Annotated in this window: 20 protein-coding genes; 4 read left to right on the top strand and 16 right to left on the bottom strand. The window is 45.4% G+C overall.

All coding sequences use genetic code 11. From position 1 onward, the window contains the following. Window positions 1-56: 56 nt before the first annotated feature. Window positions 57-1073, bottom strand: coding sequence for a cell division protein ZipA C-terminal FtsZ-binding domain-containing protein (locus tag JMX50_RS12055; RefSeq protein ID WP_201629730.1), 1017 nt, complete (start codon window positions 1071-1073; stop codon window positions 57-59). A 202-nt stretch (window positions 1074-1275) separates the two neighbouring features. Beyond that, window positions 1276-5238, bottom strand: a complete 3963-nt coding sequence (locus JMX50_RS12050; protein ID WP_201629729.1) for an AAA family ATPase — start codon at window positions 5236-5238, stop codon at window positions 1276-1278. A 139-nt stretch (window positions 5239-5377) separates the two neighbouring features. Between JMX50_RS12050 and JMX50_RS12045 the strand changes: the two genes are divergently transcribed. Further along, entirely contained in the window at window positions 5378-5677 is a 300-nt protein-coding gene (locus JMX50_RS12045) for a DUF4298 domain-containing protein (RefSeq protein WP_201629728.1), read from the top strand. A gap of 8 nt (window positions 5678-5685) precedes the next feature. Here the strand turns inward: JMX50_RS12045 and JMX50_RS12040 are convergent, their stop codons facing one another. Beyond that, a complete protein-coding gene (locus JMX50_RS12040; RefSeq protein ID WP_201629750.1) occupies window positions 5686-6489 on the bottom strand; it encodes a sulfite exporter TauE/SafE family protein in 804 nt (267 codons plus the stop codon). 178 nt (window positions 6490-6667) lie between these two features. On the opposite strand from JMX50_RS12040, the gene JMX50_RS12035 reads away from it, so the two are divergent. Next, a complete protein-coding gene (locus JMX50_RS12035; protein ID WP_201629727.1) occupies window positions 6668-7618 on the top strand; it encodes a biotin--[acetyl-CoA-carboxylase] ligase in 951 nt (316 codons plus the stop codon). Between the two features lie 37 nt (window positions 7619-7655). Beyond that, entirely contained in the window at window positions 7656-8384 is a 729-nt protein-coding gene (locus tag JMX50_RS12030) for a pantothenate kinase (protein WP_201629726.1), read from the top strand. 231 nt (window positions 8385-8615) lie between these two features. Here JMX50_RS12030 and JMX50_RS12025 read toward each other — a convergent pair whose 3' ends face one another. The 12 genes from JMX50_RS12025 to JMX50_RS11970 all read right to left on the bottom strand — a co-directional run bounded on the left by JMX50_RS12025 (window position 8616) and on the right by JMX50_RS11970 (window position 23333). Continuing rightward, window positions 8616-9803, bottom strand: a complete 1188-nt coding sequence (locus JMX50_RS12025) for an isovaleryl-CoA dehydrogenase (RefSeq protein ID WP_201629724.1) — start codon at window positions 9801-9803, stop codon at window positions 8616-8618. A 79-nt stretch (window positions 9804-9882) separates the two neighbouring features. Then, window positions 9883-10803: a hydroxymethylglutaryl-CoA lyase gene (locus tag JMX50_RS12020; RefSeq protein ID WP_201629723.1), complete on the bottom strand. Its 921-nt coding sequence runs from the start codon at window positions 10801-10803 to the stop codon at window positions 9883-9885. A gap of 36 nt (window positions 10804-10839) precedes the next feature. Beyond that, on the bottom strand, window positions 10840-12963 hold the full coding sequence (locus JMX50_RS12015) for an acetyl/propionyl/methylcrotonyl-CoA carboxylase subunit alpha (protein WP_201629722.1): 2124 nt from the start codon (window positions 12961-12963) through the stop codon (window positions 10840-10842). 135 nt (window positions 12964-13098) lie between these two features. Then, the gene (locus JMX50_RS12010) at window positions 13099-13527 is read right to left on the bottom strand and encodes a GFA family protein (RefSeq protein ID WP_201629721.1); all 429 of its coding nucleotides are present in this window, start codon (window positions 13525-13527) and stop codon (window positions 13099-13101) included. Between the two features lie 63 nt (window positions 13528-13590). Next, complete coding sequence (locus tag JMX50_RS12005; protein ID WP_201629720.1) at window positions 13591-14379, bottom strand: enoyl-CoA hydratase/isomerase family protein; 789 nt, start codon at window positions 14377-14379, stop codon at window positions 13591-13593. Window positions 14380-14633: 254 nt separating this feature from the next. Next, entirely contained in the window at window positions 14634-16244 is a 1611-nt protein-coding gene (locus tag JMX50_RS12000) for a carboxyl transferase domain-containing protein (protein ID WP_201629719.1), read from the bottom strand. A gap of 144 nt (window positions 16245-16388) precedes the next feature. After that, a complete protein-coding gene (locus JMX50_RS11995; protein WP_201629717.1) occupies window positions 16389-18143 on the bottom strand; it encodes an AMP-binding protein in 1755 nt (584 codons plus the stop codon). A gap of 330 nt (window positions 18144-18473) precedes the next feature. Further along, window positions 18474-19706: an FAD-dependent oxidoreductase gene (locus tag JMX50_RS11990; RefSeq protein WP_201629715.1), complete on the bottom strand. Its 1233-nt coding sequence runs from the start codon at window positions 19704-19706 to the stop codon at window positions 18474-18476. A 234-nt stretch (window positions 19707-19940) separates the two neighbouring features. After that, a complete protein-coding gene (locus JMX50_RS11985) occupies window positions 19941-20723 on the bottom strand; it encodes an amino acid ABC transporter ATP-binding protein (RefSeq protein WP_201562444.1) in 783 nt (260 codons plus the stop codon). A 116-nt stretch (window positions 20724-20839) separates the two neighbouring features. Further along, window positions 20840-21511: an ABC transporter permease subunit gene (locus JMX50_RS11980; RefSeq protein WP_183619868.1), complete on the bottom strand. Its 672-nt coding sequence runs from the start codon at window positions 21509-21511 to the stop codon at window positions 20840-20842. Continuing rightward, the gene (locus JMX50_RS11975; RefSeq protein WP_201629714.1) at window positions 21508-22254 is read right to left on the bottom strand and encodes an amino acid ABC transporter permease; all 747 of its coding nucleotides are present in this window, start codon (window positions 22252-22254) and stop codon (window positions 21508-21510) included. Before JMX50_RS11975 ends, JMX50_RS11980 begins: the two co-directional genes overlap by 4 nt. Window positions 22255-22349: 95 nt before the next feature. Next, complete coding sequence (locus tag JMX50_RS11970) at window positions 22350-23333, bottom strand: glutamate/aspartate ABC transporter substrate-binding protein (protein ID WP_201619833.1); 984 nt, start codon at window positions 23331-23333, stop codon at window positions 22350-22352. A gap of 408 nt (window positions 23334-23741) precedes the next feature. On the opposite strand from JMX50_RS11970, the gene JMX50_RS11965 reads away from it, so the two are divergent. Next, on the top strand, window positions 23742-24722 hold the full coding sequence (locus tag JMX50_RS11965; RefSeq protein WP_201629713.1) for an Hsp33 family molecular chaperone HslO: 981 nt from the start codon (window positions 23742-23744) through the stop codon (window positions 24720-24722). A gap of 149 nt (window positions 24723-24871) precedes the next feature. Here the strand turns inward: JMX50_RS11965 and JMX50_RS11960 are convergent, their stop codons facing one another. Then, window positions 24872-26338 (bottom strand): alpha/beta fold hydrolase, encoded by a 1467-nt coding sequence (locus tag JMX50_RS11960; RefSeq protein WP_201629710.1) that lies wholly within the window; start codon window positions 26336-26338, stop codon window positions 24872-24874. Window positions 26339-26665: the final 327 nt, after the last annotated feature.

Below are 26665 nucleotides of genomic sequence, written 5' to 3'. Positions count from 1 at the left end.
AGGCAAATAACGTCAATCGCTATTTGCCTTTAGAAGTAATTTTAACTGTTTAGACTTTAACCTTCATAATCGCGAACTTGGTTACGCAATTGCTGCTTGTATTCAGGGGTAATTGGTTCGTTCTCTTCATCAAGCATAACGGCATCCAAATCACTTGCCATCATATAGGCGATGCTCATCATACTATCGAAGCTACGCAGCGCTTGTGGATGCGGCAAGGATAAAAATACCACCACGCCGTTATAAGTATTGGTCGCCACGCTATGCGGGTCAAAAGGTGCGATACCACTATCAGTAATGCCCATCATACTAAACCACAGCATGCCAGTGCCGTCTTTTTGCTCATAGCGATGGAACATATTCATCGCGCCATAGCGTAGACCGTATTTATCAATTAACGCTAATAAGTCGCGACCACGGATAATCGCGGCTGGGCGGTCACGGTATTGGTGCGGCAAAATGGTGATATTGATGTTGTCTTTGGCATTGATTAACGGACCGTTTTGCGCTTCATCAACCGGCTCTGAGAGATGCTGATCGAGTATCGGGCTATTATTATCAAAGCTTGGCTCGTCTGCGGTATCAATGACTGGCATCAGGCTATCGGTTGCAGAAACCAAGCTTGAAAACGCATCTGGCTCTTGCTCGATATTCATCTGCTCAGCAGTAAACGCAAACTCGCTATCATCGGCATGCTGCTGCTCATTTTGCCAGCGCGCATAGTCGGCGTCATCTATCACGTCATTATTAGTGTCATTTATCTCGCCATGACCAGCGGTCAGCTGTGCATCGACATGGGTATGCGTCTGGGTCAAAGTTTCTTCTTCAACGACTGCATCCAAATAACTGCGATCAGGACCGATACTGGTCTCGCCCGCGACCGTATCGTCTAAGTCTGGCTGATCAACGATATTGCGCTCGTGGCGCGGTATGATGGGGATACCGTTTTTATCATAATTGACCGCGGCAGCCTCAGCAGTTTTGCGACGCTTAAAGCTGCGAATGACCATAAATAGCCCTGCAAGCACGATAAATGCGGCAATGGCGATTAATATAAACTGGATAGCGGTCATGAGAAATACATCCTAATATATGACAAAAGGGAAGATATAAGAGTGAATAAATGGCAATAGTCTAGCATGGCTGATTAATATCGTCACCATATAGTCATCGTTTATCATTAGCCCGAAATATTTGCGTGACTTTATATTCTATCCCTAACTATACCACTAGCAATGGCTACCAGTTATCAATTATTTTATTACTGGGCTGCTCTTAATCAGAAAGGTAACGCGCGGCTTCATCGAGCGAGACGCTGACCAAGGTAGAAATGCCTGCGCTTGGCATGGTAACACCTTTTAGCTCATCGGCAATCTGCATCGTCAGCTTATTATGACTGATAAAAATAAACTGCAAGTCGTCTGCTAACTCATGAATCAAGCTGGTAAAACGGGCGACGTTGGCGTCATCAAGCGGCGCATCGACTTCATCAAGCACACAAAACGGTGCCGGATGCTGCTTAAATATCGCAAAAATCAAGCTTAGCGCGGTCAAGGTTTTCTCACCACCTGACAGCACAGCAAGGCGACTATTGCGTTTGCCCTTTGGTTGCGCCATTAAAGTTAATCCTGCCCGCCACTGTTCTGATTTTGGCGCATTAGCAGGCATATCGTCAGTATTGAGGGTTAAGCTTGCTTGCCCGCCACCAAAGACTTTGGCAAATAAATTGGCAAGCTCGGTATTGACCGCCTCAAGCGTCTGCATAAATAGCGTTTTGGTAGTCTCATCAATCGAGGCAATCGCCTCCGTTAACGTCTCCATACTAGCAGCAATGTCTGCTGTCTGCTGCGCGAGTGGCTCTAAACGCTCATTAACTTCTGCCAATTCTGCTACAGCAGCGAGATTGACCGCGCCAATTTTACCCAGCTGCTGCTCAAGCTTTGCGCGCTCAGAATTTAATTCTGCGATTTTATCTGGACGTACGCGGCGATCATGGGCAATAAAATCCGCCAATAAGTTTGAGACGCTCATCACTTGTTGCTGATGCTCGGGCTGCTGCGCTATATCCGATTGCGCTTTATAGTTATGACTGACTTTATAGTAAGCATCTAGCGCTTCTTGCGTATGAGTACTGGCATCGTCTAAACGCGCCGCGCTTAAGGCCAGCTCGGTAGCGAGGCGGGCAAGCTCACTTTGCTGCGTTTGCAATGCGTTTTGCAAACTGTCTAGCTCGACCTGTTGCTGACTATATTCTTGCTTAAGCACCGTTAATGCTGTCTCGCGTGTCGTTAATACTACTTGCTGCTCATCGCGTGCTTTCTGTACTGTTTGCAATGCTGCTTGTAGTGCGGGCAGTTTACTTTGCTGCTGCTCATGACGCGTTTTTAGACTTTGCTCGCTTTGTAGCGATTTTTCATGCTGCGCAGTTGCCCGTTCAAGACTACTAGCGCTATGCTCTAAGCGCATCTCGCTCTGCTGAATACGAAGCTGTAGTGCTTGCCAAGCATCATCATCCGTTTGACGCGCACGATTTAGCTCACTACGCTCGGACTGTAATTGCTGACTTAATGCACGAGCGTCGGCTATTTGCGGCGTCAGCGCTGCTATCTCGCTTTGAATATGTTGCTGCTCATGATTTAGAGCCTGCTGCTCTTGCTCTAATTCTTGTTGTTCTTGCTCAAGAGCTACTTTATCAGCATTTAGACGCTGGCTGTCCGCTTGTATTCGTTCCGCATTGGCGCGCTTAGTGGTGAGCTGTTGCTGATATTGATGTTTATCGCGGGTTAATTGCTCAGCTTGCGCGCGCGTTTCCTCTAAGCTAACTGTTAACGCATCATAGTTGCGCTGGTCATTGGCAATAGCCTTTTTCTGATTCTCTACTTTACTTTCCAACTCTTCAAGCAAACCTTCTAACGCTTGCAAACGGCTGCGCTGCTGTAAACGCTGGCTTAAGAATTGGCTATTGCTATCGTTTTGACCATTTTGCGCCCCAGCAAACTTGCTGAGATTCATCGTACCCTGACGACTGATAAGCCAACCGTCCGAGGTTAGTAAAATGGCTGATGATGGCAGTGCTTTTAAAATATCGGCAAGCGTATCAAGAGTCTGCTGATGATTAATTTCAGATGGCACAATATATAAATAGCATTGCTGCCAAAGCGCTAAGTTAGGGGCAGTAATCAGCTCTGATAAAGGCAGTATTTTATCAATTAAAGTATCTGGCAATTCGCTAATAAATAAATGGTCTTTAATCTCGCTTTGCTTAGCAGATAGCCACAGGCTATGACCATTTTCTACTAGAGGACTACCTTCTGTATTAACGTGCTCGTTTTGCGCAGTCTGATAAGTAAATAAATCCGTTAAGTCATACTCAAGCGCTTGCCATAAGCTATTTGTTTGCTCAGAATCATCACCCGCGTTATCAACGCTTGGTTGATTGGCTTGCTTAGAAACCAGCACATGACTATCCAACCATAATGCCAATACGCTATCGAGTAACTCGGCATGCTGTTGCCCTTTTGCGCTTAACTCAATCTGCTCACGTAAGGTGGTAATAGTTAAGTCTTTATAATTATTTACTGAATTACTTTCTAAATCAGTTTTTGCATCAGCAGTTTTTACGTTAGCAGACTGTTGCGATTTTGGTAGTGGTTTAGGATGCAATATTTGATACAGAGTATCGTATTCCCCTGCCAAGACCGCATGACGTTTTTCATTCTCACTCAACTCGCGTTGCTGAGTTATCAAGCGTTGCTGCAACTCATGCGCTTGCGGTTGTAGCTCAGACATGCGTTCATCCACGCTGTTTTGCTGGCGTTCAATCTGCTGCAACTGTTTATTTAGCTCAGTAACTTGTGTCTTTAATGTCTGCTGCAAACTGTTCGTGTTCGCATCGGTATTACCTTGCAAACCAGCGCTCTCAACTAGTGATAAAGACTGTTGTAGTTGCTGCCATAGATTCTGCCAATTTTGCTGGCGACGCTGCCATTTATCATGGTTTTGCTGATGCCTTTTTTGCGCTTGGTTATTAATGGCTTGCTGCTGCTCAAGCGTACGCGCATTATCTTGCAGGCGTGATAGCTTATTTTGCGCATCATGGTAGGCGCGCTGTAATGGTTGCTCGTTGCGTTTATGCGAATCGCGTTTACTATTAAGTTCATCTAGTTGCGGGCGCAGCTCTTCTAGCACCTTCTGCTGCTCAGCCTGCTCGCTTTTTAAGCGCTCAATTTCATCGACTGCTTGCTGACGCTGCTGCTCCAAGCTGGTAAGTTGCTGTGCGATAACGTTTAATTGTGATTTGGCATCGCTAAGCTCATGCTCAGCTTGTTGATAGCTTAGCTGCTGCTGATAATGGCTACTTTGGGCATCGTCTTTGAGCCACTGCTCTTGATTGATATGGGCTGCAAGCTTATCTTGTTTGGCTTTTAACGTTTCATAGCTCGCTTGTAGTGTGGCAACCTCATTAGCACTGCGCTCATGGGCGATTTTTTGCTGCTGCTGATTATGCTTTGCTTGATATAACTGCTGAATCGCGAGCTGCTGCTTGATATCAGCAAGCGTTACCGCTATTTCCTCATAACGCTCAGCACTGGCGGCTTGCTTAGATAAGCGTTTTTGTTGGCTGACCAGCTCGCTTTGCATATCGTGTAGACGTGCTAAATTATCCTGCGTTTTCTCTAACTTTTTTTGCGTTTCTTCGCGGCGCGCTTGATAGCGCGAAACTCCTGCAGCTTCTTCGATAAACTCACGCAGCTGCATGGGGCTAGATTCAACAATACGACCAATCATACCCTGCTCGATGACCGCATAACTGCGCGCGCCAAGCCCAGTTCCCAAGAATACATCGACCACATCACGGCGACGACAGCGCGTACCATTGATGAAATAGTCTGAGCGCCCCTCCAAATTTACCTGACGGCGGACGGACAGCTCTTGATAGAGATTAAACTCATGGCGAATACCAGTCTGCTCGTCTTGCGTATGCTCAAAGGTCAGCTCGACGCTGGCGACACTTTTGGCCGCTTTATCCTGCGTACCCGCAAAGATAACATCACTCATCGCCCCGCCGCGTAGCTGCTTGGCGGAAGTTTCGCCTAGCACCCAGCGAATGGCATCGATGACGTTGGATTTGCCGCAGCCGTTTGGCCCGACGATGGCGGTAATGCCATGACGGAAGGTAAAAGTCGTTGGATTGGCAAAGGATTTAAAGCCTGCCAGCTTTAGAGATTTTAGACGCATGAAGGATCAATAAACTTAGCAAAAACAGGCGGCTATTCTACCTCAAATTGTGCGAGGTTTTTAGGGTTTGTGACAGATGCTATAATATGGCTCAAAATCAATATCATTAATCTAAACACTAAAAATTAAGAGAATTAAAATGACTAACTATAATCCGCAAGAACTACAACAAAAATATGAAGAATGGTGTGAGCTACATCGTAAACAGCTTGAGGCGCAGCAGCAGTTTTTGCAAGCTGAAACCTTGCTAAACGAGTTGAAAGATTACTATCTTAATCCGCAATGGATGGCGGATCGTGAAGCGGATCTGCCCATTGAGTATTCGGGTAAAGAGCACTCTATCTTTAGTGAAGATGCGCTGTGGAATATGCTCACTGATCGTGACGAGCTGGCACGACAGTGGATGCGTTTAGGGCTTGATGCGATTGATAAGAAATAAAAATCGCCCTAAATCACCCCAATCCCACTTAACAAAAGCTGCCCGCCGGCAAACAATAGCAACACCCCAAAAGCTCGCTTAAGCGTTAGCGCAGGCAGCACATGGGCAAGTTTGGCGCCAACTTTTGCCATCGCAAAGCTAGCAACGGAAATACATAAGAATCCTGTGATATGGACAAAGCCTATCGTACCCTCAGGTAAATTGACCACGTCTTGACCAAACCATGCAAAGCCTGCCGCGCCAGCCAATGCAATCGGTAGCCCACAAGCAGCTGAAGTGCCGACCGATTGTTTCATCGGTAGCCCTGCCCAATTTAAAAACGGTACGGTCAAACTGCCACCACCAATCCCAAAAATAGACGATGCCATACCAATGCCCGTACCCGCGCCAAACTGCACACCAGCTGACGGTAACGGCTTACCTAACTGCTCTTTGTTAGAGAAGAACAACATCTTTAAAGCGACCAATAACGCGCCGACACCGATAATCGCTTGCAATACCTTACCGTCAATCATATCGGCAATGCCTGCTCCGACCAAACTACCGATAACCAAGCCCAATGCCATTTTGCGCCATACTTCCCAGCGTACACCGCCGCGCTTATTATGCGCAGTCAATGAGCTAATCGAAGTCACAACGATGGTCGCCAAGGAAGTGCCAATCGCTAAATGAGTCACCACTTCAGGGGGGAAATGATACGCAGTAAAAATCCATACCAATGCTGGCACGATAATCATGCCGCCACCGACGCCAAATAGACCTGCGCTGACGCCAGCAAACGCGCCTGCAATGACAAACCACACATACAACATCATAGTACTACCTTTTATAATGATTATTTTTAGTTGATAATAACCAGCGCCTGCGCGTCATTAGTATTTAAGTCGTGACAATTCTGCCGATGGCTGTCATTTTTAAAATTGCCTTAGTATATCAAATGCTATCTTAAAGACTCGATTAAACCTTATATGAACTACAGCGACTAAATTTATGCCGTTATCTATATCTATGCCGTCACCAGCCAATTATTCCGTCCATTTACCCGAACTTACCCATCGTCATGTGACCAGCAGCGCCTCTACCAATAGTGAGCTGATAGACGCTGTGCAAGATGCTACGCTTGACGCTACTGAGTTGCATCTATTAACGGCTGAGACCCAAAGTGCAGGACGCGGACAGCGAGGACGCTCATGGCAATCACCGCGCGGCAATGTCTATCTGTCGTTATACCATCCAGTACACATGCCCATTAGCGGTTTATTATCGTTAATTATCGGCGTCGAGTTGGCAAAAATGCCTATTATCCAAAGGTTAAATGAACAATTACGCGCGCAAGGTTTAATCCCTATTGGCGTAAAATGGGCTAATGATTTGGGCTTTTATCGAAATTCATCTGAAGCAGATAAAGCTGAACCAGACACACAAATTATTCAATTTAATAAGCTTGCAGGTATTTTAATTGAACCTGTTTGGAAGGCAGGAAAATTGGTCGGCGTGGTCATGGGCGTTGGATTGAATGTACAAGCCACGCCAAAGCTAACCGCACAAACTTGTGAAGGCATGAGCTATCAAGCCATTAGCTTACAAGATATTTACGGCATGCTGGTGTCAGATAACGCGTACAATTTACCTATCTTGCAGACGCTTTATCAGCAAATTAGTGAAGCATTACTGGCGGCTATGACGCGCTTTGAGCATTTTGATATAGAAAGACCCACTGGGCATACCTACTATCTGGATAGCTTTTTGCAAGAGTTTGCGACGATGGATGCATTGGCAGGTCTGCGATTACGTGTCAGCCAAGACCATGATGATAATTTGCATGTCATCACTGGTGACGCCTGCAGTATTGATACAAACGGCTGTTTGCAATTACGTGAAGATAACGGTAAGATTTCTGCGCTTTTTACCGGTCGTATTGATGTGATTCGTGAAGCTTAAACCACATACTTAACGAGCACCATATAAAGGGATTTTTATGCTCTGGTTAGATCTTGGCAATACCCGTCTTAAATACTGGCTCACCGATGATATCGGGCAGATAGTCGCGCACGATGCCAAACAGCACTTGCAAGCGCCGGCCGAATTACTCATGGGTCTGACCGATCGTTTTGAGCGTTATGCGCCCGACTTTATCGGTATCTCGTCGGTACTGGGTGACGAGCTCAACGTAAAAGTATCAGAGACTTTGAGTCGTCTAGATATTCCGTTTGAGTTTGTCCATGTTGATGCGGCGCACCCATTGATGCGTAGCGCCTACAATGACGAGCAGCTCGGCTGTGATCGTTGGCTACAGATGCTGGGCGCAGTTGATAAGAAAAAGCGTCAATGCGTGATTGGTTGCGGTACAGCGGTGACGATTGATTTGATTGATCACGCTGAGCATTTAGGCGGTTATATTTTCCCAAGTATCTATCTGCAACGTGAATCCCTATTCTCTGGTACCAAGCAAATCACCATCTCTAACGGTACGTTTGATAGCGTCAGTCAGGGCACCACCACGCAAGATGCGGTCCATCGTGGGATATTATTATCCATCGTTGGTGCGATCAATGAGATCAGTAACCGTCATCCCAACTTTGAAGTCATTATGACGGGTGGTGATGCAGCCATCATTGCGCAACACGTCAACCGCCCAGTGCGCCTGCGTGATGATTTATTATTAAATGGTCTTGCGCGCTATTTTGATCATAGTAAACAGGCATGATGACTGAAAAATTTTTATAAGCTAGAAATTAAAAAAGCAGGACGCTTAAAACGTCCTGCTTTTTTATGTCTATTAGATTTGAGACCAATACAGAGTGCTAAAGGGATGAGTTTTTCGTCGCCTCTGTCACGCCTGCGAACAGCACGCAAGAAAAATTTTGCCCATTAGCACGAGGATATTAATGTATCCATTTTATTTCGAATTTACTATCTAACGAACCCTCAATAATTTTTACTTAGTCTCGTTAAACAATTCACGACCGACCAACATACGGCGAATCTCACTGGTACCCGCGCCGATTTCATAGAGCTTAGCATCACGCCAGTAACGACCAAGCGGATACTCATTGGTATAGCCATTACCGCCAAAAATCTGGATACCCTCGCCTGCCATCCAAGTGGCTTTTTCGGCACACCATAAAATCACACTGGCGCAATCTTTACGCACTTCTCGACTGTGACCAGCGCCGCGTTGATCGAGCATATCCAAATTCTTGCCAACGGTATATAAGAAGCTACGCCCCGCTTGCAGGATGGTATACATATCTGCAACTTTACCTTGGATGAGTTGGAACTCACCAATCGCTTGACCAAACTGCTTACGATCATGGATGTACGGAACAACGTTATCCATCACCGCTTGCATGATACCGATAGGACCTGCCGCCAATACTGCACGCTCATAATCAAGTCCACTCATCAGTACCTTAACGCCTTCGTTTAAGCCGCCCAAGATATTTTCTTTAGGTACTTCAACATTGTCAAAAGTCATCTCGCCCGTATGGCTACCGCGCATGCCAAGTTTGTCTAGCTTTTGTGCCGTACCAAAACCTTCCATGCCTTTTTCCACGATAAATGCCGTCATGCCCTTAGCACCCAGCTCTGGATTGGTCTTAGCATAAACCACCATCACGTCAGCATCAGGACCATTGGTAATCCACATTTTGCTACCATTCAACACGTAACTGCCATCTTTTTCTTCGGCTTTTAGCTTCATACTAACGACATCTGATCCCGCACCGGTTTCACTCATCGCTAGTGCACCGATGAATTCACCGCTAATGAGTTTTGGCAGATACTTTTGCTTTTGTTCCTCTGAGCCATTACGTTTGATTTGGTTGATACATAGATTAGAGTGCGCACCATAGCTCAGCGCTACGGAAGCAGAAGCACGGCTAATCTCTTCCATCGCAACCATATGAGCGACGTATCCCATGTTAGAGCCGCCGTACTCTTCAGGAACGGTGATACCATGTAGACCTAAATCACCCATCTTTTGCCATAAATCCATTGGAAACTCATCGCTACTGTCAATCTCAGCGGCACGCGGGGCGATTTCTTTCGCTGCAAACTGCTGCACCACATCACGTAACGCGTCGATATCTTCGCCAAGCTGAAAATTCAATCCAGGTAAACTCATAACCATTCCTTGTATTTTGATGTTTTAAATATTAAATGTTAATTTGTCTTTAAAGCCATTATATTTTCAGCGCATTTAATTAGGACTGACGCTTATTAATCAACGCACGCGCCACGCTTGACCCATTGCGGCGACCTAGAAACTCACTAATACGCTCACCAGCCATGACCAACTTGTCTAAATCAATGCCAGTGTGAATGCCCATACCGTGCAGCATATAAACGACATCTTCAGTTGCGACATTACCCGTTGCGCCTTTGGCATACGGACAACCGCCAAGCCCCGCCACTGAGGTATCAAATTCGCTGACGCCCATTTGTAAGGCAGCCAAGGTATTGCTGACGGCTTGACCATAAGTATCATGAAAATGTCCTGATAGCATGCTGATATCAGCGTATTCTAGTGCAGCTTGTAGCGCGCGCTGTACTTTTAGCGGTGTACCAACACCAATCGTATCGGCGATACCAATTTGTTCTGAACCAATCTCAAGCAAACGCTTAGTGACATAAGCCACTTGGCTAGGGTCAATCTCGCCCTCATAAGGACAACCGACCGTGCAAGAGATAACGCCGCGTACCTTTATGCCCTGCTCTTTTGCCGCAGCGGCAACGGGGGCAAAACGCTCAATACTTTCATCGATACTGCAATTGATGTTTTTTTGGCTAAAGGTCTCACTGGCTGAGCCAAAGATGACGATTTCATCAGGACGATGATTGATCGCATTTTCAAAACCGCGCATATTGGGCACGAGTACCGAATAACAAACATCGGCATGGCGTGTGGGCTCTAAAGCTTCGAGCAGTGCGCTATTGTCGCCCATTTGCGGCACCCACTTTGGCGAGACAAAGCTGGTCGCTTCGAGTTTTTTGACGCCTGCTGCGATTAAATCGTTGATCAGCCTTTGTTTAACCGCAGTCGGTACCGTCATTGCTTCATTTTGCAAGCCATCACGTGGACTGACATCAACGATGGTGACGTGCTCTGGATACGAATGGCTCATGGTTATTATCCTTTCATTGTTCTTATACTTCAGTTCTTAAGCTTCGCTAGCTTCAGTATCGATACGCAGTAACTCATCACCATCAGCAACCGAGTCGCCCGCCGCAAATAATAACTCTGCTACCACACCATCAGTCGGCGCGGTAATGGTATGTTCAATTTTCATCGCTTCGATAACGGCGAGTGGCTCGCCTTTCTTCACGCTATCGCCGACAGCCACTTTAAAGGCAACGACCTGTCCTGGCATTGGCGATTTTAAGCTACCGACCGCTACAGACTCTTCGCCGACGTGTGCCATGATATCAATTAGTGTAATCTCATCACGACCGCTATCAGTGAACACATAAACGGTCTCATTATGTACCCAGCTCTGGGCATTGATACGTGCGCCTTCCAACCATAAAGTATGATTGTGTGCGTCACTGCTGGCGTAGCTGACTTCACCTTCATAAACAGTTTCCAACTCAGCAGCTACATTGATATTGCTATTATCCTGAGTGGTAGCGATTTCTTTTTCAATGACCAACGTAAAGCTGCTGGTATTTTCAGCACCCTTTTTACTATCAGAATAATGGGCATTGTGCCAATTGCTAATACGTGCTTGGTACGCTTGCTCATCATATATCAAGCTAAACGATCTTGCATAAGCGTTATAAGCACGGAAACCAGTAGGCTTACTAAACGGATCTGCATCTGCGTCTGGTGCAATCCCTTCACTGGCAAGCTGCTGGGCGATAGCAGTAACAGCAAGCGTCGATAACTGCAGCGGATGCTGATTAAACAGCTCGTCCGCCTCACGCTCTATCAACGCCGTATGGAGATTGGCTTGGCTAAACGACTCAGTATTGAGAATATAGCGCAAAAACGCCACGTTAGTCGGCAAGCCAACAATACGCGTTTGTCCCAATGCGCGATCAAGTTTCGCTAATGCTTGCTCACGAGTTGGCGCATGAACGATAAGCTTAGCAATCATAGAGTCGTAGAACGGGCTAATCACATCACCTTCGCGTACGCCATCATCGATACGTACATCGGTACCGCTTTTATTAATAACAAAAGTACTGTGCTCAGGTTTTTGATAAGTAAATAAAGTGCCTGTCGCTGGCAAAAAGCCATTGTCAGGGTTTTCTGCACAGATACGCGCTTCAATCGCATGACCATTAATCGCCAGATCTTCTTGCTGCTTAGGTAATGGCTGACCCGCGGCGACCAAGAGTTGCCACTCGACCAAATCGACACCAGTGATGGCTTCACTAACCGGATGCTCAACTTGCAGACGGGTATTCATCTCCATGAAGTAAAAATCCATAGAACCTTCACGCTGTTCAACGATAAACTCAACCGTGCCTGCACCAAAATAATTGACGGCACGCGCCGCTTCGATTGCCGCTGTTCCCATCGCTTCACGCATGGTAGCGTCAACACCTGGAGCTGGCGCTTCCTCTAATACCTTTTGATGGCGGCGTTGTACCGAGCAATCACGCTCAAACAGATGCACATAATTGCCATGCGTATCACCAAATACTTGAATTTCGATATGGCGTGGTTTTAGGGCGTACTTTTCAATCAATACTTGGTCATTACCGAAGCTGGTAATCGCTTCGCGGCGACAGGAGTCCAACAGGTCAATAAAATCGCTGCTCTGCTCAACGATACGCATGCCTTTACCGCCACCGCCCGCACTGGCTTTAATCAATACTGGATAGCCAATGCTATCCGCTTGCTGTTTTAAAAACTCGGCATCTTGATTGTCACCATGATAACCCGGTATCAATGGCACGCCAGCGGCTTCCATCAAACGCTTGGACTCAGACTTGCCGCCCATCGCGCGAATCGCATCAGCGGATGGACCAATAAAGACCAGTCCTGCATCCTGACAGGCTTGCGCAAAATCGGCGTTTTCACTTAAAAAACCATAACCGGGGTGAATTGCTTGTGCACCAGTCTCTTTAGCAATCGCAATGATAGCATCGCCTTTAAGATAGCTGTCTTTGGGAGACGATCCGCCCAAATAAACAGCTTCATCACAGACAGCGACATGCTTGGCCTCACGGTCGGCATCAGAATAAACAGCAACGGTACGAATACCCAGACGCTTGGCAGTTGCTGCAACACGGCAGGCAATTTCACCACGGTTGGCGATTAGAATTTTAGAAAACATGACAGTCCTTATCGTTTAATCTATAACTTAAAAAAGTGCAGAAAGCTAATGATAATTTTATTATTTTCTAATGATCTTTCTAAATATCATTTAGAATATGTACGTTTTAAGCTCAGTTGGAAAAATCCTAAGAATTTAGGATAAAAGTTCCAATATATTTTTTAATTTAGGTAACGCATCGAATTTTTTAGACGTTATATTGACACTATGCCAATTGGACTTTGTGCTTAAGCAGAAGTTAGCGACAACCTCTATAGCAACCGACTTATTATCAAACTCTAATAAACCCACGGGTATCCAGTAATACTTACTTGCAAAGGCATTGGGAACAGGACAGCCACAGTTTGTACAAAAGTGTGAGCTAAATCCCGTCTCTTTTTGCCAAGTTTTTATATTGTCACTTTTTATCCATTTGAAATGTGTCGCTTCGATAATGGTCGCTGAATTGGCACTTGAGCCTGATTGTTTTTTGCACAATGAACAATGGCACTGATAAATCTTAAAAGGGTCAGTCTGTATGTCAACAGAAAACTCGATATCACCACACAAGCATTTTCCTAACATTATACTGTCACCTTTTTTGAATAACGTCTGATTCTTAAACAGCTTATTCTAAGTCTTGTCACCCTAAATTAACCAACTTGGTTTACGCTTCTGTAAAAAAGCTTGCACGCCTTCTTTACCTTGCTCTGATGAACGAATATCAGCAATACCTTTGACGGTATCGGCAATCAATTCATCGGTAATGGGTGCGCCCGCTACTTCATGCAATAAGCGTTTGCAGGTCTTAACCGCGTCGGGGCTGTTTTTGACCACTTTATCGCAAAACGCCGCAACGGCATCGTTAAGCGACTCTTCGCTGACGCGTTCATGGATAAAGCCCAACTGACGCGCCTTTTTAGCATCGAATACTTCCGCACTTAAGAAATAGCGCTGTGAGGCTCTAGCACCTAATGCGCGTATGACATAAGGGCTAATCGTTGCAGGCGCTAACCCTAAACGAACTTCGCTAAGACAAAAATTGGCGATTCTCACAGCGATGGCCACATCACAAACTGCAACCAAGCCCATACCACCTGCATAGACATCACCTTGTATAGCAGCTATCGTTGGCTTAGGACATTCATAAATGGTCTTAAGCATTTGCGCGAGCTTATCCGCATCGGCTAGGTTCTCTTCATAGCTATAATCTGCCATCGCGCGCATCCAGTTAAGATCCGCGCCAGCACAGAAGGCTTTACCAGCAGCCGCTAACACGATGACTCGGACGTTATCATCAGTGCCAAGCGTGGTGAAAACTTCCGTTAGCTCGGTAATCATTTCGTCATTAAAAGCATTACGTATCTCAGGGCGATTTAAAGTTACCGTCGCGACGTGCTGCTCAACGTTAACTAATAAGCTTTTATAATTATTCATATAGGTTTTTCTCAATGTTTTGTGATAACTTTTGCATGTCTTTTTTTACAGATAGTTTTGCGTAATGTTCTTTTTTACTTCTAACACCGTCATTCTATCTTCGAAAAGAAATGGGTGACTGGTAGAGATTTTCGGAGCCTCTGTCGGCGTAGGCACAGCACGCAAGAAAATTTTTTACCAGTCACGTACTGACCTTAGTAACACAGCTTTCATTTTAAACTAAAGCATTCTCTCATCGAAAATATAATACTAATCTACATTCTAAAGACACCATAAGTCGTCTCTTCAATCGGTGCGTTATAGGCAGCGCTCAGTCCTAACGCAAGCACATTACGAGTATCTGCAGGATCAATCACCCCATCATCCCAGAGACGCGCCGTTGCATAATATGGATGACCTTGCTCTTCGTACATATCAAGAATCGGCGCTTTAAAGGCAGCTTCATCTTCCGCACTCCATTCCTCACCTTTACGGTCGAAATTGTCACGCTTGACGGTCGCCAGTACCGAGGCGGCTTGCTCACCGCCCATCACCGAGATACGCGCATTTGGCCACATCCATAAGAAACGTGGGCTATAAGCACGGCCGCACATGCCGTAGTTACCGGCACCGAACGAGCCACCGACAATGACGGTAAATTTCGGCACTTTCGCGTTGGCTACTGCCATGACCATTTTGGCGCCATGACGGGCGATACCTTCATTTTCGTATTTTCGACCAACCATAAAACCGGTTATGTTTTGCAGGAATATCAATGGGATTTTACGCTTACAGCACAGCTCAATGAAATGCGTGCCTTTTTGCGCCGACTCACTAAACAAGATGCCATTGTTAGCGATGATGCCAACTGGCATACCTTCGATATGCGCAAATCCACAAACCAACGTGGTACCAAAACGTGCTTTGAATTCATCAAAGGCACTGTCATCGACGATACGAGTGATGATTTCTTTGATATCAAAGGGTTTGCGCTTATCCGTTGGAATGACGCCGTATAGCTCTTTGGCATCATAGCGTGGTGGGCGGGGTTTGATTTGATTCGGAATTTGCTTGGCAGGACGATTGAGATGACTGACGATATTGCGCGCAATCGATAATGCATGAGTGTCGTTCTGCGCTAAGTGATCGACCACCCCTGACAGACGCGTATGCACATCGCCGCCGCCCAAATCTTCAGCGGTGACTTCCTCGCCTGTTGCGGCTTTTACGAGTGGTGGACCACCCAAAAAGATGGTGCCTTGATCTTTAACAATAATAGACTCATCACTCATCGCTGGTACGTATGCACCGCCCGCCGTACAGCTACCCATAACCACAGCAATCTGTGGAATGCCTGCAGCACTCATATTGGCCTGGTTAAAAAAGATACGGCCAAAGTGCTCTTTATCAGGGAATACGTCATCTTGGTTGGGTAAGTTAGCGCCGCCTGAATCCACCAAATATACGCAAGGTAAGTTGTTTTCTTGCGCAATTTCTTGGGCACGTAGGTGTTTTTTGACCGTCATTGGGTAGTAAGTGCCGCCTTTTACCGTGGCATCATTACAGACAATCATACACTCAGTGCCGTTAATACGGCCGATACCCGCAATCACGCCAGCCGCTGGAATCTCTTCGCCATACATATCATGCGCTGCCATTGGCGCGACCTCTAAAAATGGCGTACCCACATCAAGCAAACGCTCGACACGCTCACGAGGTAGTAGCTTACCACGTGCTAGATGCTTAGCTCGCGCACGCTCTGAACCGCCTTGGACGACTTTACGCAAGTGCACATATAGGTCATCGACTACCGCTTGCATGGCGGCACTGTTTTGCTGAAATTCAGCAGCGTTTGGACTCAGTTTACTGGTTATGATAGCGCTCATGATATCCCTTTTCTTTTATACGTAAATGCGAGTAGCTTTTTATGTTATGCGAGTTATTCTAGCTGCTATTTATTTTAAGCGTTACTCACATGATTAATCCGTGATTTTCAGGTCTAGTTATTTCATACCTGACAAGCAAGCTTACTATAAGCCTAACTCTTCTTTCATCTGTTCGATAATTTTATATTTTTGAATTTTGCCAGTGATGGTCATCGGGTATTCGGTCACAAAACGGTAGTAAGTCGGCACTTTATAATGAGCGATATGCTCGCTACAGAACTGGCGCACTTCTTCTTCAGTCAGGCAGTCAGGCTCTTTAGGAATAATCCATGCAGCCAGTACTTCACCATAACGCTCATCTGGGATGCCAACGATTTGCACATCACGAATCTTTGGATGACGATAAAGATAGTTTTCAATCTCTACAGGATAAATATTTTCACCGCCACGAATGACCATGTCTTTACTACGACCAACGATTTTGACATAGCCATCTTCGTCCATGGTGGCCAAATCACCGGTATGCATCCAGCCATCTTGAATGGCTTCGCGGGTTTTAAAGCGACTGCCCCAATAGCCTTTCATCACTGAATAACCACGGGTCAGCAGCTCGCCAGTTTCACCTAAGGGTACAATCTCGCCTGTTTCAGTATCGACCACTTTGACTTCAAGCGCAGGCTGCACCAAACCAACGGTCGATACTTGCTTCTCTAACGGCGTATGCTCATTGGTCTGGCAGGAAACGGGACTGGTCTCAGTCATGCCATAAGCAATGGTAACCTCACTCATATGCATCTTATCAATGACACGGCGCATGACTTCAATCGGACAGCTAGAGCCGGCCATGATGCCAGTACGCAAAGTCGATAAATCAAATTTTTCAAATTCAGGGTGGTCAAGCTCGGCGATAAACATCGTCGGTACGCCATGCAAACCAGTACATTTTTCTTCTTCGACTGCTTGCAGGACTGACAATGGCTCAAAGCCATCGTTCGGATAGACGATACAACCGCCATGGGTCAGAATCGCTAAGTTGCCGAGCACCATACCGAAGCAATGATATAAAGGTACTGGAATACACAGTCTGTCTTCCTCAGTGAGATTCATGGCCTCACCGATAAAGTAGCCGTTATTGAGGATATTGCGATGGCTTAAGGTTGCGCCTTTTGGTGTGCCGGTCGTGCCACTGGTAAATTGGACGTTAATAGCATCGGTGTTTTTAAGCTGGGCTTGACGCTCAGCAACCCGTGGATCGTTGGCATCGCCTTCCGCCATCCAAGCAGAGAACTTCTGCATAAAACCAAACTCTTCATCAGAGTCTGGCTCATCAATCCAAATGATGCGCTCAATGGTTGGAATCTCGACCAAATCAAGCTGAGTATAATCTTTATGATAAATCTCAAGACACAGCTCACGAATTAAGCTGGCATAATCACTGCTTTTAAAATGGCGCATGAGCACGAGTGCTGAGCAGCCAAGTTTATTTAAAGCATATTGCAGCTCAAAGGTACGATAGGCAGGATTGATATTGACGAGGATAACGCCGACTTTCGCGGTCGCTAGTTGCATCAAAAGCCATTCAGCATTGTTGTGCGACCAGATACCGATGCGATCACCAATCTCGAGTCCCATCTCAATCATACTACTAGCCAGCTGATTGACATGCTGTTGTAGCTCACGATAAGTCCAGCGGATATTTTGATGGCGCACGACCAGTGCTTCGCGCTCTGGGTATTTGGAGACGATAGCATCAAAAAAATCACCAATGGTCGCTTCAATCAGCGGCACATCAGGACCTTTATCATAGCTTTGGGTAAGTGGCGCATTTGCTGAGCGCGCGCCCATATTGATGCTGGGGATATTATTTAGAATGGTATCGAAGTCAGAAACTTGTGTCATAACGAGTCCTTTCGTTTTACTTTTTATGGTGCTAATGAGTCGCCTGTCACCCATTCATTGTTCCTTGAACAGGTCTTGACGAGCGTTAGCTACTATACCGCCTTAAATCGAAGGCTGTCAATAATAGTAATACAATATGTATCATTTAATTAATTACTAAAAATAATCGCTGAGTAAAAGATAGCATAAAAGCATGACAAATATTTGACCCAAAAAAGCCAGTTATGCATTTGCTGCACAGCTGGCTTTTTGATGAGAGTTGATTTTTAAATCTATTATTAGAATTAGACAACAAATTCTAGATTTAGATAATATTTAGCCCGCTAACGATTAGGCTTTAACCATTGGCGGCGCTTTAATCGTTACCGTCGCGCTGACTGCATTATTCTCATCAAGCAATTCCATAATAAGCTCGTCATCAGTTTCAGTGATTACTTGCCAATTACCAGCAGCTTGCGGTACGCCCGTTGCCATCACCGATATCGCTTTATTTTTTAAGCGAATCATCGGCGGCTTATGCTCATAGCCGCCGTGCTCGTGACCCAAGATATCATCAGCAATCGTTGCCGCCTGCGCGCGCAGTGGCGCGACATAACGGCAGGCGACGCCATTGATAGACATACAGTCGCCAATCGCATAGATATTATCAGTATTGGTACGCAGCGTTGGCGCATCGACCACGATACCGGTGCGGCGATTGAACTCGACCCCAGCAGCGGTTGGCAATTTATCATCAACCGTCAGACCCGTACTGGCAATGACATGGTCAACGATTAGTGGTTCAAGAGTCTGAGCAATATTACTGTCGGTTGCTGCTGCGACCGGCTCATAGCTGACTTGCAGCTTACCGTCATTATTACGCATGACATTAGATACTTGATAACCGCCTAAAAAGTTAATGCCCTGCGACTGCACTGCTTTGGCAATACGAGCTGTCGCTTGTGGCGGCAGCATTTGCGATAGCGGCGCGTCATTTAAATCAATCAAGGTTACCTTATGACCTGCTTTTAATAAATCTTCGGCAATTTCCGTTCCAACCATACCAGCCCCAACGATGGCAACATGCTGACTGCCAGCTGCGAGCTTTTCTTGTAATTGACCAAAGCGCTCAATATGGTTGACATGCCAAACCAAGTCCTCCGGTAAGCTCGATGGAAAGATAGGATGCGCACCCATCGCCAGTACCAATTTCTCATAGCTGATAGTGGCGTAATTGGTATAAACAGGGTCTGAGCGCAGCGCCGAAATAAGCTGTATGGTTTGAGCAGCTGCGTCAATATCCGTCACTTGCGTATTGGCAAGTAAGGTAATATTCGCCGCCTCTGCGGCATCGCTACCCGTTGCCCGCACCAAATCGGCAGCGCTTTTCTGTTGGCTGATTGCCATGGTTAGCATAGGTTTATGATAACGATCGCCATTATCAGAGGTGATTAAGGTAATTGGAATGTCTTTATCCTTTGCACGAATAGCATCAATCACGTGCCATCCTGCCAAGCCTGCACCAATAATCACAATACCTTTAGATGCGTTGCTTGCCGCTACTGTTGGATTTTCTACACTCATATTAGCTCCAATATTATGAATTATTTTAATTTTTAACATATTGACCGTTATTGTATCAGTAAACAGCCATTCACTCACCTATTCCAGTATGTAGCTAGGTAGCCGCTAATGTAGTCATTTGCATCAACATCATCATCGAATATATCAATATAAGATATGCTACGGGCATAAAAAAGCGCCTATAAATAGACGCTTTGGATGATGTAAATCTGAATGATATTTTTAATAATACCTTTAATGATTGAGAATCTTAGATAAGAACATTTGCGCGCGGTCACTTTTTGCGCCTTCAAAAAACTCATCTTTACTACAGTTTTCGACGATATGACCTTCATCCATAAAGATAATCCGATTGGCAACCTGACTGGCAAAGCCCATTTCATGGGTCACACACATCATGGTCATACCATCACGGGTCAGCTCAACCATCACGTCAAGCACTTCTTGAATCATCTCTGGGTCAAGCGCGGAGGTTGGCTCGTCAAACAGCATGGCTACTGGATCCATCGCCAAAGCACGAGCAATCGCCACACGCTGCTGCTGACCACCGGACAGCTCAGCGGGATATTTTGCCGCTTGTACCGTCAGCCCAACGCGGTCTAGATACGCCATGGCTTTTTTCTTAGCTTCGTCTTCTTTACGACCCAATACCTTGATTTGGGCGACCATCAGGTTATCAATAATGGTCAGATGCGGAAACAATTCAAAATGCTGGAATACCATCCCAACACTGCTGCGCAATTTGGGTAAATTGGTCTTTGATGCGCCAACCGAGATACCGTTGACCATGATATTACCTTTTTGAAATGGCTCAAGTCCATTAACGGTTTTTATCAAGGTCGATTTACCACTACCCGACGGGCCACAGACCACCACCACATCACCTTTATGCACATGAGCGCTACAGTCAGTTAGCACTTGAAAGTCACCATACCATTTACTGACATTAGACATCTCAATGACTATCTCATCGCTCGCATGCCCATTATCAGTGACCAGTCCGCCAAATTTATTCATATACGTGTCAGCATTATTTACCACTGGCTCATTCATCACTGGCTCCTAACCACATTACTTTCGATAATATTTATTAAATTAAAGTCTTAATCTTAAAATACTGCGTTAAATTCACCTTAAAATCTGAGGCGTTTTTGCAGTTGCTGCACGCCGATAGAGGCACTTAAGCTGATGATAAAATAAATAGCCCCTGCACCTAAAATATAAGGCGTTAATAGCCCCATCAGCTCACCACGGACGTAAGCGGCACGGAAGAAATCGGTCAGACCAATGGCAAATACCAACGTCGTATCTTGGAATAAAATAATACATTGCTGCAAAATCAGCGGTAGCATTTTACGAAAGGCTTGCGGCAAGATAACCAAGCGCATCGTTTGCCCATAAGTCATGCCAAGCGCTTTTGCCGCATTAACCTGCCCGCTACCAATCGATTGGATACCAGCCCGTACCACTTCTGAGAAGTACGCTGCTTCAAACATCATAAAGGCGACGACACACGAGGTGAATGCAGTATCTAACTGTAGATACTTACCCGCTATCCAAAAATAAATCATCGGTACGGCAAAATAAAACCATAGCAGCACCAATAGTAACGGTACTGAGCGGAAGTAGTTAACGTATAGTTTGGCAGGAATTTCTAGCGCTTTAATACCAGATAAGCGCATCAAGGCCAGTACCGTTCCTAAGCTGATGCCACCTAAAATAGCGAGAAACAATACCTTTAAAGTGGTCAGCATGCCGCCCATCAAACCGGGATACGCCGTTGCAAGTTCGGTCATCATGTTCATTTTTGACCTCCTGCAATCAGCCCGGGCACACGTAATTTACGTTCTATCAAACCCATAATAGCAATCAAGGACAGATTAAAGATCAGATAAATAATGGTCGCATAAGTATAAATCTCGAGGCTGTTTTGGGTATATTCACTGATGGTTTTGGTTTGGCTAATCAGCTCCATTACCCCAACGAGGGATGCTACTGAGGCATTTTTAAAGCAGTTGGTCAGCTCCGAGCTCAGCGGTGGCAGGATAATTCGAAACGCTTGCGGTAATAGCACTTCTTTATAAGCCTGCGGAATCGTAAAGCCAAGCGCATAAGCCGCATTGACCTGCCCTTCAGGAAGCGATTCGATACCAGTACGCACTTGTTCGACGATACGCGCCGCAGTAAATAAACCTAGACCAATACTTGCTGACAGCATGGCTGAGGTATTAGGAGATAAGTCTTTATACCACCAGTCCTGTATCGCGGGCGTCAGCCAACCGGGGGCAATATAAAACCAAAAGAATAATTGTACGAGAAGTGGAATATTACGAAAAAACGTCACATAGGCGGTGCCGATGCTACGGGCAGCCTTATTCGGCAAGGTGCGCATGATACCAAAAATAGTACCAACGACCATGGCAATGGCCCAAGCAATACTGCCAATCAATAACAGCCAGCCTAGACCTGTAATCATCCAATGGATATAAAGCTCGTTACCGATACCGGTCTGCTCAAAGAGCACACCCCAGTTCCAGCTATAATTCATGATTGTCTCTCCAAGCAGCGATTGAAAAGCCGACGCGCCCGATTGACATTGCTATCAATCTGAGCGCGCAAGCAAGCTATGTTGAGGGACAATAATTACTGTGCTGTCGCGACTTTTGGCTGAGCGCTATCATGTGGATTGGCAATCAAGGCTTTTAGATTGTCTGACATCTCAAAGTTTAGATTGACATTTTTTGGTGGGATTGGGTTTAAGAACCATTTGTCATAAATGCTATTAATCTCGCCTGAGCTAAAGACATTGGCAAGCGCTTCATCGACCACCGCTTTAAATTCAGGGTCGTCTTTACGCATCATACAACCATAAATCTCAAACGATTGCGGTGTACCAACGATAACCCAGTCATCAGGATTTTTTGCTTTGGCTTTTTCGCCCGCAAGCAACACATCATCCATCATAAAGGCATCAGCGCGACCATTCTCTAGCATCAAGAAGCCTTCGCCATGGTCTTTTGCTGAGATGATATTGGTATTCATTTTCTTATCATCATTGTACTGACGGATGTAACGCTCTGAAGTCGTACCGGCGGTAGTGACCAAGGTTTTACCTTTTAGGTCTTCAAAGTCTTGGATACCTGAGTCTTTTTTGGTCAATAAACGCGTGCCAATTTCAAAGAAGCCGTTTGAGAAGGCCACTTGTTTTTGGCGTTCTTCGTTATTGGTCGTTGAACCACATTCAAAGTCGACCGTGCCGTTTTGTACCAAAGGAATACGAGTTTGTGAGGTGATCAGGTTATAACGAATTTTTAGATCAGGCATATTCAGTTTTTCTTTTACCGCTTCAACCACTTTCATCTCTAAATCATGGGCGTAGCCAATCGGCTGATTTGGGTCATCAGCGATATAAGAGAACGGAATAGAAGAATCACGGTGACCGACCACGATAGTGCCTGAATCTTTGATTTTTTGTAGTGTGCCGTTGGCATTTGCTGCCGCTTCTGTCGTAGTCGCCCCATCTGCTGGCGGCGCTTCAGTGTTGGTTTGATTGCTATTATTACAACCCGCCAAACCAAGTGCCATAAAGGCAGCCAAAGTTAAGGGTTTAGAGATTAAGTAGGTCATGAGATACATCCTTTTATCACATTATCACAAAATTAAGAGGGGACTTTGGCGTTGTGTAAGCCATTGCTCGACTTTATGTTGGTCATTAAATAACTTTTCCGCCATGCATCCATGCTGTTGCTGTTATTTATCACTATGCAACTTAATGTTACTGTACAACAATTTGAGCGGTGGGGGTAAACTTTTTTTAATAAGGGCGACTTGCAAAATACTTAAGCTTATCTATCTTAATAGATAGCCAATAAAACCACCATAAGCGTAGAAAATACTACAGGCTATTTAGGCGCTGAATACGAGCCTTTATTTTTGATAAATAACTTAAAATCAGCAAGCAATCTAAGCGCTGCGATTGATAAATTATGATCAATCCCCATAAAGCTAACAACTTCTTAATACTACCTATGACCTATGACACAAGATACTCAAGCCCCAAATACTGAGAGCCAAGCGGTTGTTCAGCATCATGATAACGACGTGCGCCAACGCTTTTTTATCGAAGATTCACCGGTGCGCGGCGATGTGGTGCGCCTATCACGCAGCTATGCAACGACGATTGCGCAAAAACCTTACCCTGAAGCGATTAAGCGCTTATTGGGCGAGATGCTAACGGCAGCAAGTTTGCTAATCAGTACCGTTAAAATCAATGGTCGTTTATCGATTCAGTTGCAGTCATCAGACAGCGACAGCTTGCTGAATTGGGCAATGGCTGAATGTGACCAAGACGGTATCATCCGTGCCCTTGCCAGCTGGAAAGGCGACACTGACGAGCAAGTGCAAGCATGGGAAAATATGCTGCACGCAAAAGAAGCGTTTGCGGAATTGGGTGCTGCTGGTCAAGGTGTATTGTTTATCAATATCCAACCTGATGGCGGCGAGCCGTATCAAGGTATCGTTGAGCGTAGCCATGATAATTTGGCGGACTGCTTGGCGCATTATCAAAAGCAATCGGCGCAGATTCCAACGCTGATTAACTTGGCCTCTGATGGTTTGCAAGCGGGCGGTATCTTGGTACAAATGCTACCTCGTACGGCTGAAGAAACCTATGAAGTCGAGCAGAACCAAGACGCTGGTATCGATGATGATTTGTGGACGCGCTTAAGTGTGCTCACGCGCACGGTGAAAGCAGAAGAGCTGACCACGCTTGATACCAACGAGATTCTTTATCGCTTATATAATGAAGAAAAAGTCGTCGCCCCTGACCCTGTTTCTTTATCATTTGGCTGTACCTGCTCACGCGAGAAGTGTGAAATGGCCATCGAGCAAATCGGCGAAACTGAAGTTTTAGATATCGTTGCAGAGCAAGGCGGTACTTTTGAGATGGATTGCGGATTTTGCGGTGAAGTCTATAAATTTAATAAAGATGATGTGGCGGCGATTTTCGCTGAGTAGTCTTTAATTTTATTTATTTGATTGTGCGTATTTGATTTTGCTTAATTCAAAAAGCCCTCAAGTATCATGCTTGAGGGCTTTTTTTTTTTACTATTCCACATTTACGGCTCTAGGCTCATTAAAGGTGATATTAATAATTTCAAGAACTCTTAATCCGCAACTTCATCTATTTCTGGGTAAGAGTAAATACGGTCCTCAAGCGCATATTTCGCTTCATGTGCATCCCCTTGTCTATTGGCTACTAACCAAGCAATGATTTGCTGATGTACCCTATCGTTATAAATTAAATTCATATGATTGACACCATAAAAAATCGCCTTATGACCCTCGGGCACATTCAACGTATGCTCTTCGGTATACTCGCCAAGCGCCGATTCTACCGAAACCAGCCCATCACCGAGTAAGCTTGTGGTCTTGGATTTATAATGCACCTCAACCATAGCTGCCGCGACCAGATAGGTATTTACATGCAAAGGTAAGCGCGTCGGGTGGCGAAATTCTGCGGGCAGCACACTGCGCCCTTCAGCTGATTTCCAGTCCGCATCGCGAATACTGCCATAACGTAAATCAATAATACCTGCACTGCGTAAGTCGCCTAACTTGGCTAATGAGCCTGCAAAAGGCAATTTAGCGATTTTATCTTGAACAAAATGCCCAATCTGCTCCAAGCTTGCGCCATGATGCGGCGAGCCTAAAGTAATAAGATTGCCCACGCGTTCGACCCAGCTAAAACCTTGTTCTTTACCATAAAATAGCGCGCTACGACTCAGCAAACCGCCCATGCTATGACCGATTAAATCAAGCTGGGTGATATCGGGATTATTTTCCACCAAATCTTGCAAAACTTTTGCAAAGCTACGTCCATTACTGGAGATACGTCGACCAGTATTGTAATTCAAATACAAAACTGTCGTGTTTGGCAGCTTGCTACTCAGCGTTTCAGCCAGATTGCCCTCGTCAGCTACTTGCCAGCTTAAGTGACTCATACAAAGCCCGTGACATAAAACAATCACCCGCCCTGACAGTGCATCGCTTTGCACGCGATTGTATTTATCATATAGCACCATCGATACGGCCAATGGATTATGATGGGTGACAAGGTGATCGCCCATGACGCCGTTTAAAATATTAACCACGCGGCGTAAGTTTTTCGGCAACGGCTGTATCTTTTTGGGCTTTAAAACCGTGTTATAAAGCCGCATCCCTGTGGCGATATTATTGCCGACCATTTGCATCGCCTGACGTACCGTGCCATAAATGCGACCGGTGATACCGCGCTGCCAATGCTCAAGGTTGCCTTTATTAAAGCGCCCTAAAGGACGCAATAAAATCTCACGGTGGATAGCTTCTACAATATCCGTGACTTCAACCACGCCCATCGTAGCTAGCTGCGCCAAGCCTTCAAAGAAATCTACCAAGGATATAGGCTGATGCGGTTTGCTATAGCTGTTATCGACCGTTTCTGCGCTTAGCTCATCGACATAAATATATTCAAGTTTCGCCAACTCTTCATAGACATCGCCTTGAAAACCTTCGTCAGTATCCAGTTCATCAGGGGGACGCCGAGTGGTAGCAAATAAATCATGAATGCTTTCTAAAGGTCTTGGTTTGAGCATAGTTTTGATACATCGAGCAATTAAGGAGATTTGCCATACTAGCCTGTAAATGCCATAAACAGAAGATAATGATTGAACTATCCCGTATCTTTATTGTCATAACGGTTACAAGAGTATGAGTATAGATAGAACTTATCGTGTTTTTCTTAGTATTTTATTTATCATTCTTTAAGTTTTTACTAAGCAAAATATATCATCATTATGCTCAGTTTTTAACATAAAAAAACCCCAAATAGTATTTGGGGTTTTGATAGTGAATAGTGAATAGCAGTTTTGGCATTAAGAGCTTTGTCATTTAGAGATTCGTCATTGAAAGCATGGTCATTA

The sequence above is a fragment of the Psychrobacter maritimus genome (genome assembly GCF_904846345.1).
GTDB classification, from domain to species: domain Bacteria; phylum Pseudomonadota; class Gammaproteobacteria; order Pseudomonadales; family Moraxellaceae; genus Psychrobacter; species Psychrobacter maritimus.
The sequence above is the reverse complement of the archived record's forward strand: the minus strand, read 5'-3'. Positions and strand labels throughout refer to the sequence as shown.

Coding starts and splice junctions, on each gene's coding strand:
- JMX50_RS12000 (WP_201629719.1), bottom strand. CDS start 16,244: ATGAGCGCTATCATAACCAGTAAACTGAGTCCAAACGCTGCTGAATTT.
- JMX50_RS11990 (WP_201629715.1), bottom strand. CDS start 19,706: ATGAGTGTAGAAAATCCAACAGTAGCGGCAAGCAACGCATCTAAAGGT.
- JMX50_RS11985 (WP_201562444.1), bottom strand. CDS start 20,723: ATGAATAAATTTGGCGGACTGGTCACTGATAATGGGCATGCGAGCGAT.
- JMX50_RS12045 (WP_201629728.1), top strand. CDS start 5,378: ATGACTAACTATAATCCGCAAGAACTACAACAAAAATATGAAGAATGG.
- JMX50_RS12035 (WP_201629727.1), top strand. CDS start 6,668: ATGCCGTTATCTATATCTATGCCGTCACCAGCCAATTATTCCGTCCAT.
- JMX50_RS11965 (WP_201629713.1), top strand. CDS start 23,742: ATGACACAAGATACTCAAGCCCCAAATACTGAGAGCCAAGCGGTTGTT.
- JMX50_RS12025 (WP_201629724.1), bottom strand. CDS start 9,803: ATGAGTTTACCTGGATTGAATTTTCAGCTTGGCGAAGATATCGACGCG.
- JMX50_RS12040 (WP_201629750.1), bottom strand. CDS start 6,489: ATGTTGTATGTGTGGTTTGTCATTGCAGGCGCGTTTGCTGGCGTCAGC.
- JMX50_RS12010 (WP_201629721.1), bottom strand. CDS start 13,527: ATGTTAGGAAAATGCTTGTGTGGTGATATCGAGTTTTCTGTTGACATA.
- JMX50_RS11980 (WP_183619868.1), bottom strand. CDS start 21,511: ATGAACATGATGACCGAACTTGCAACGGCGTATCCCGGTTTGATGGGC.
- JMX50_RS11970 (WP_201619833.1), bottom strand. CDS start 23,333: ATGACCTACTTAATCTCTAAACCCTTAACTTTGGCTGCCTTTATGGCA.
- JMX50_RS11975 (WP_201629714.1), bottom strand. CDS start 22,254: ATGAATTATAGCTGGAACTGGGGTGTGCTCTTTGAGCAGACCGGTATC.
- JMX50_RS12050 (WP_201629729.1), bottom strand. CDS start 5,238: ATGCGTCTAAAATCTCTAAAGCTGGCAGGCTTTAAATCCTTTGCCAAT.
- JMX50_RS12055 (WP_201629730.1), bottom strand. CDS start 1,073: ATGACCGCTATCCAGTTTATATTAATCGCCATTGCCGCATTTATCGTG.
- JMX50_RS12020 (WP_201629723.1), bottom strand. CDS start 10,803: ATGAGCCATTCGTATCCAGAGCACGTCACCATCGTTGATGTCAGTCCA.
- JMX50_RS11995 (WP_201629717.1), bottom strand. CDS start 18,143: ATGACACAAGTTTCTGACTTCGATACCATTCTAAATAATATCCCCAGC.
- JMX50_RS12005 (WP_201629720.1), bottom strand. CDS start 14,379: ATGAATAATTATAAAAGCTTATTAGTTAACGTTGAGCAGCACGTCGCG.
- JMX50_RS11960 (WP_201629710.1), bottom strand. CDS start 26,338: ATGCTCAAACCAAGACCTTTAGAAAGCATTCATGATTTATTTGCTACC.
- JMX50_RS12015 (WP_201629722.1), bottom strand. CDS start 12,963: ATGTTTTCTAAAATTCTAATCGCCAACCGTGGTGAAATTGCCTGCCGT.
- JMX50_RS12030 (WP_201629726.1), top strand. CDS start 7,656: ATGCTCTGGTTAGATCTTGGCAATACCCGTCTTAAATACTGGCTCACC.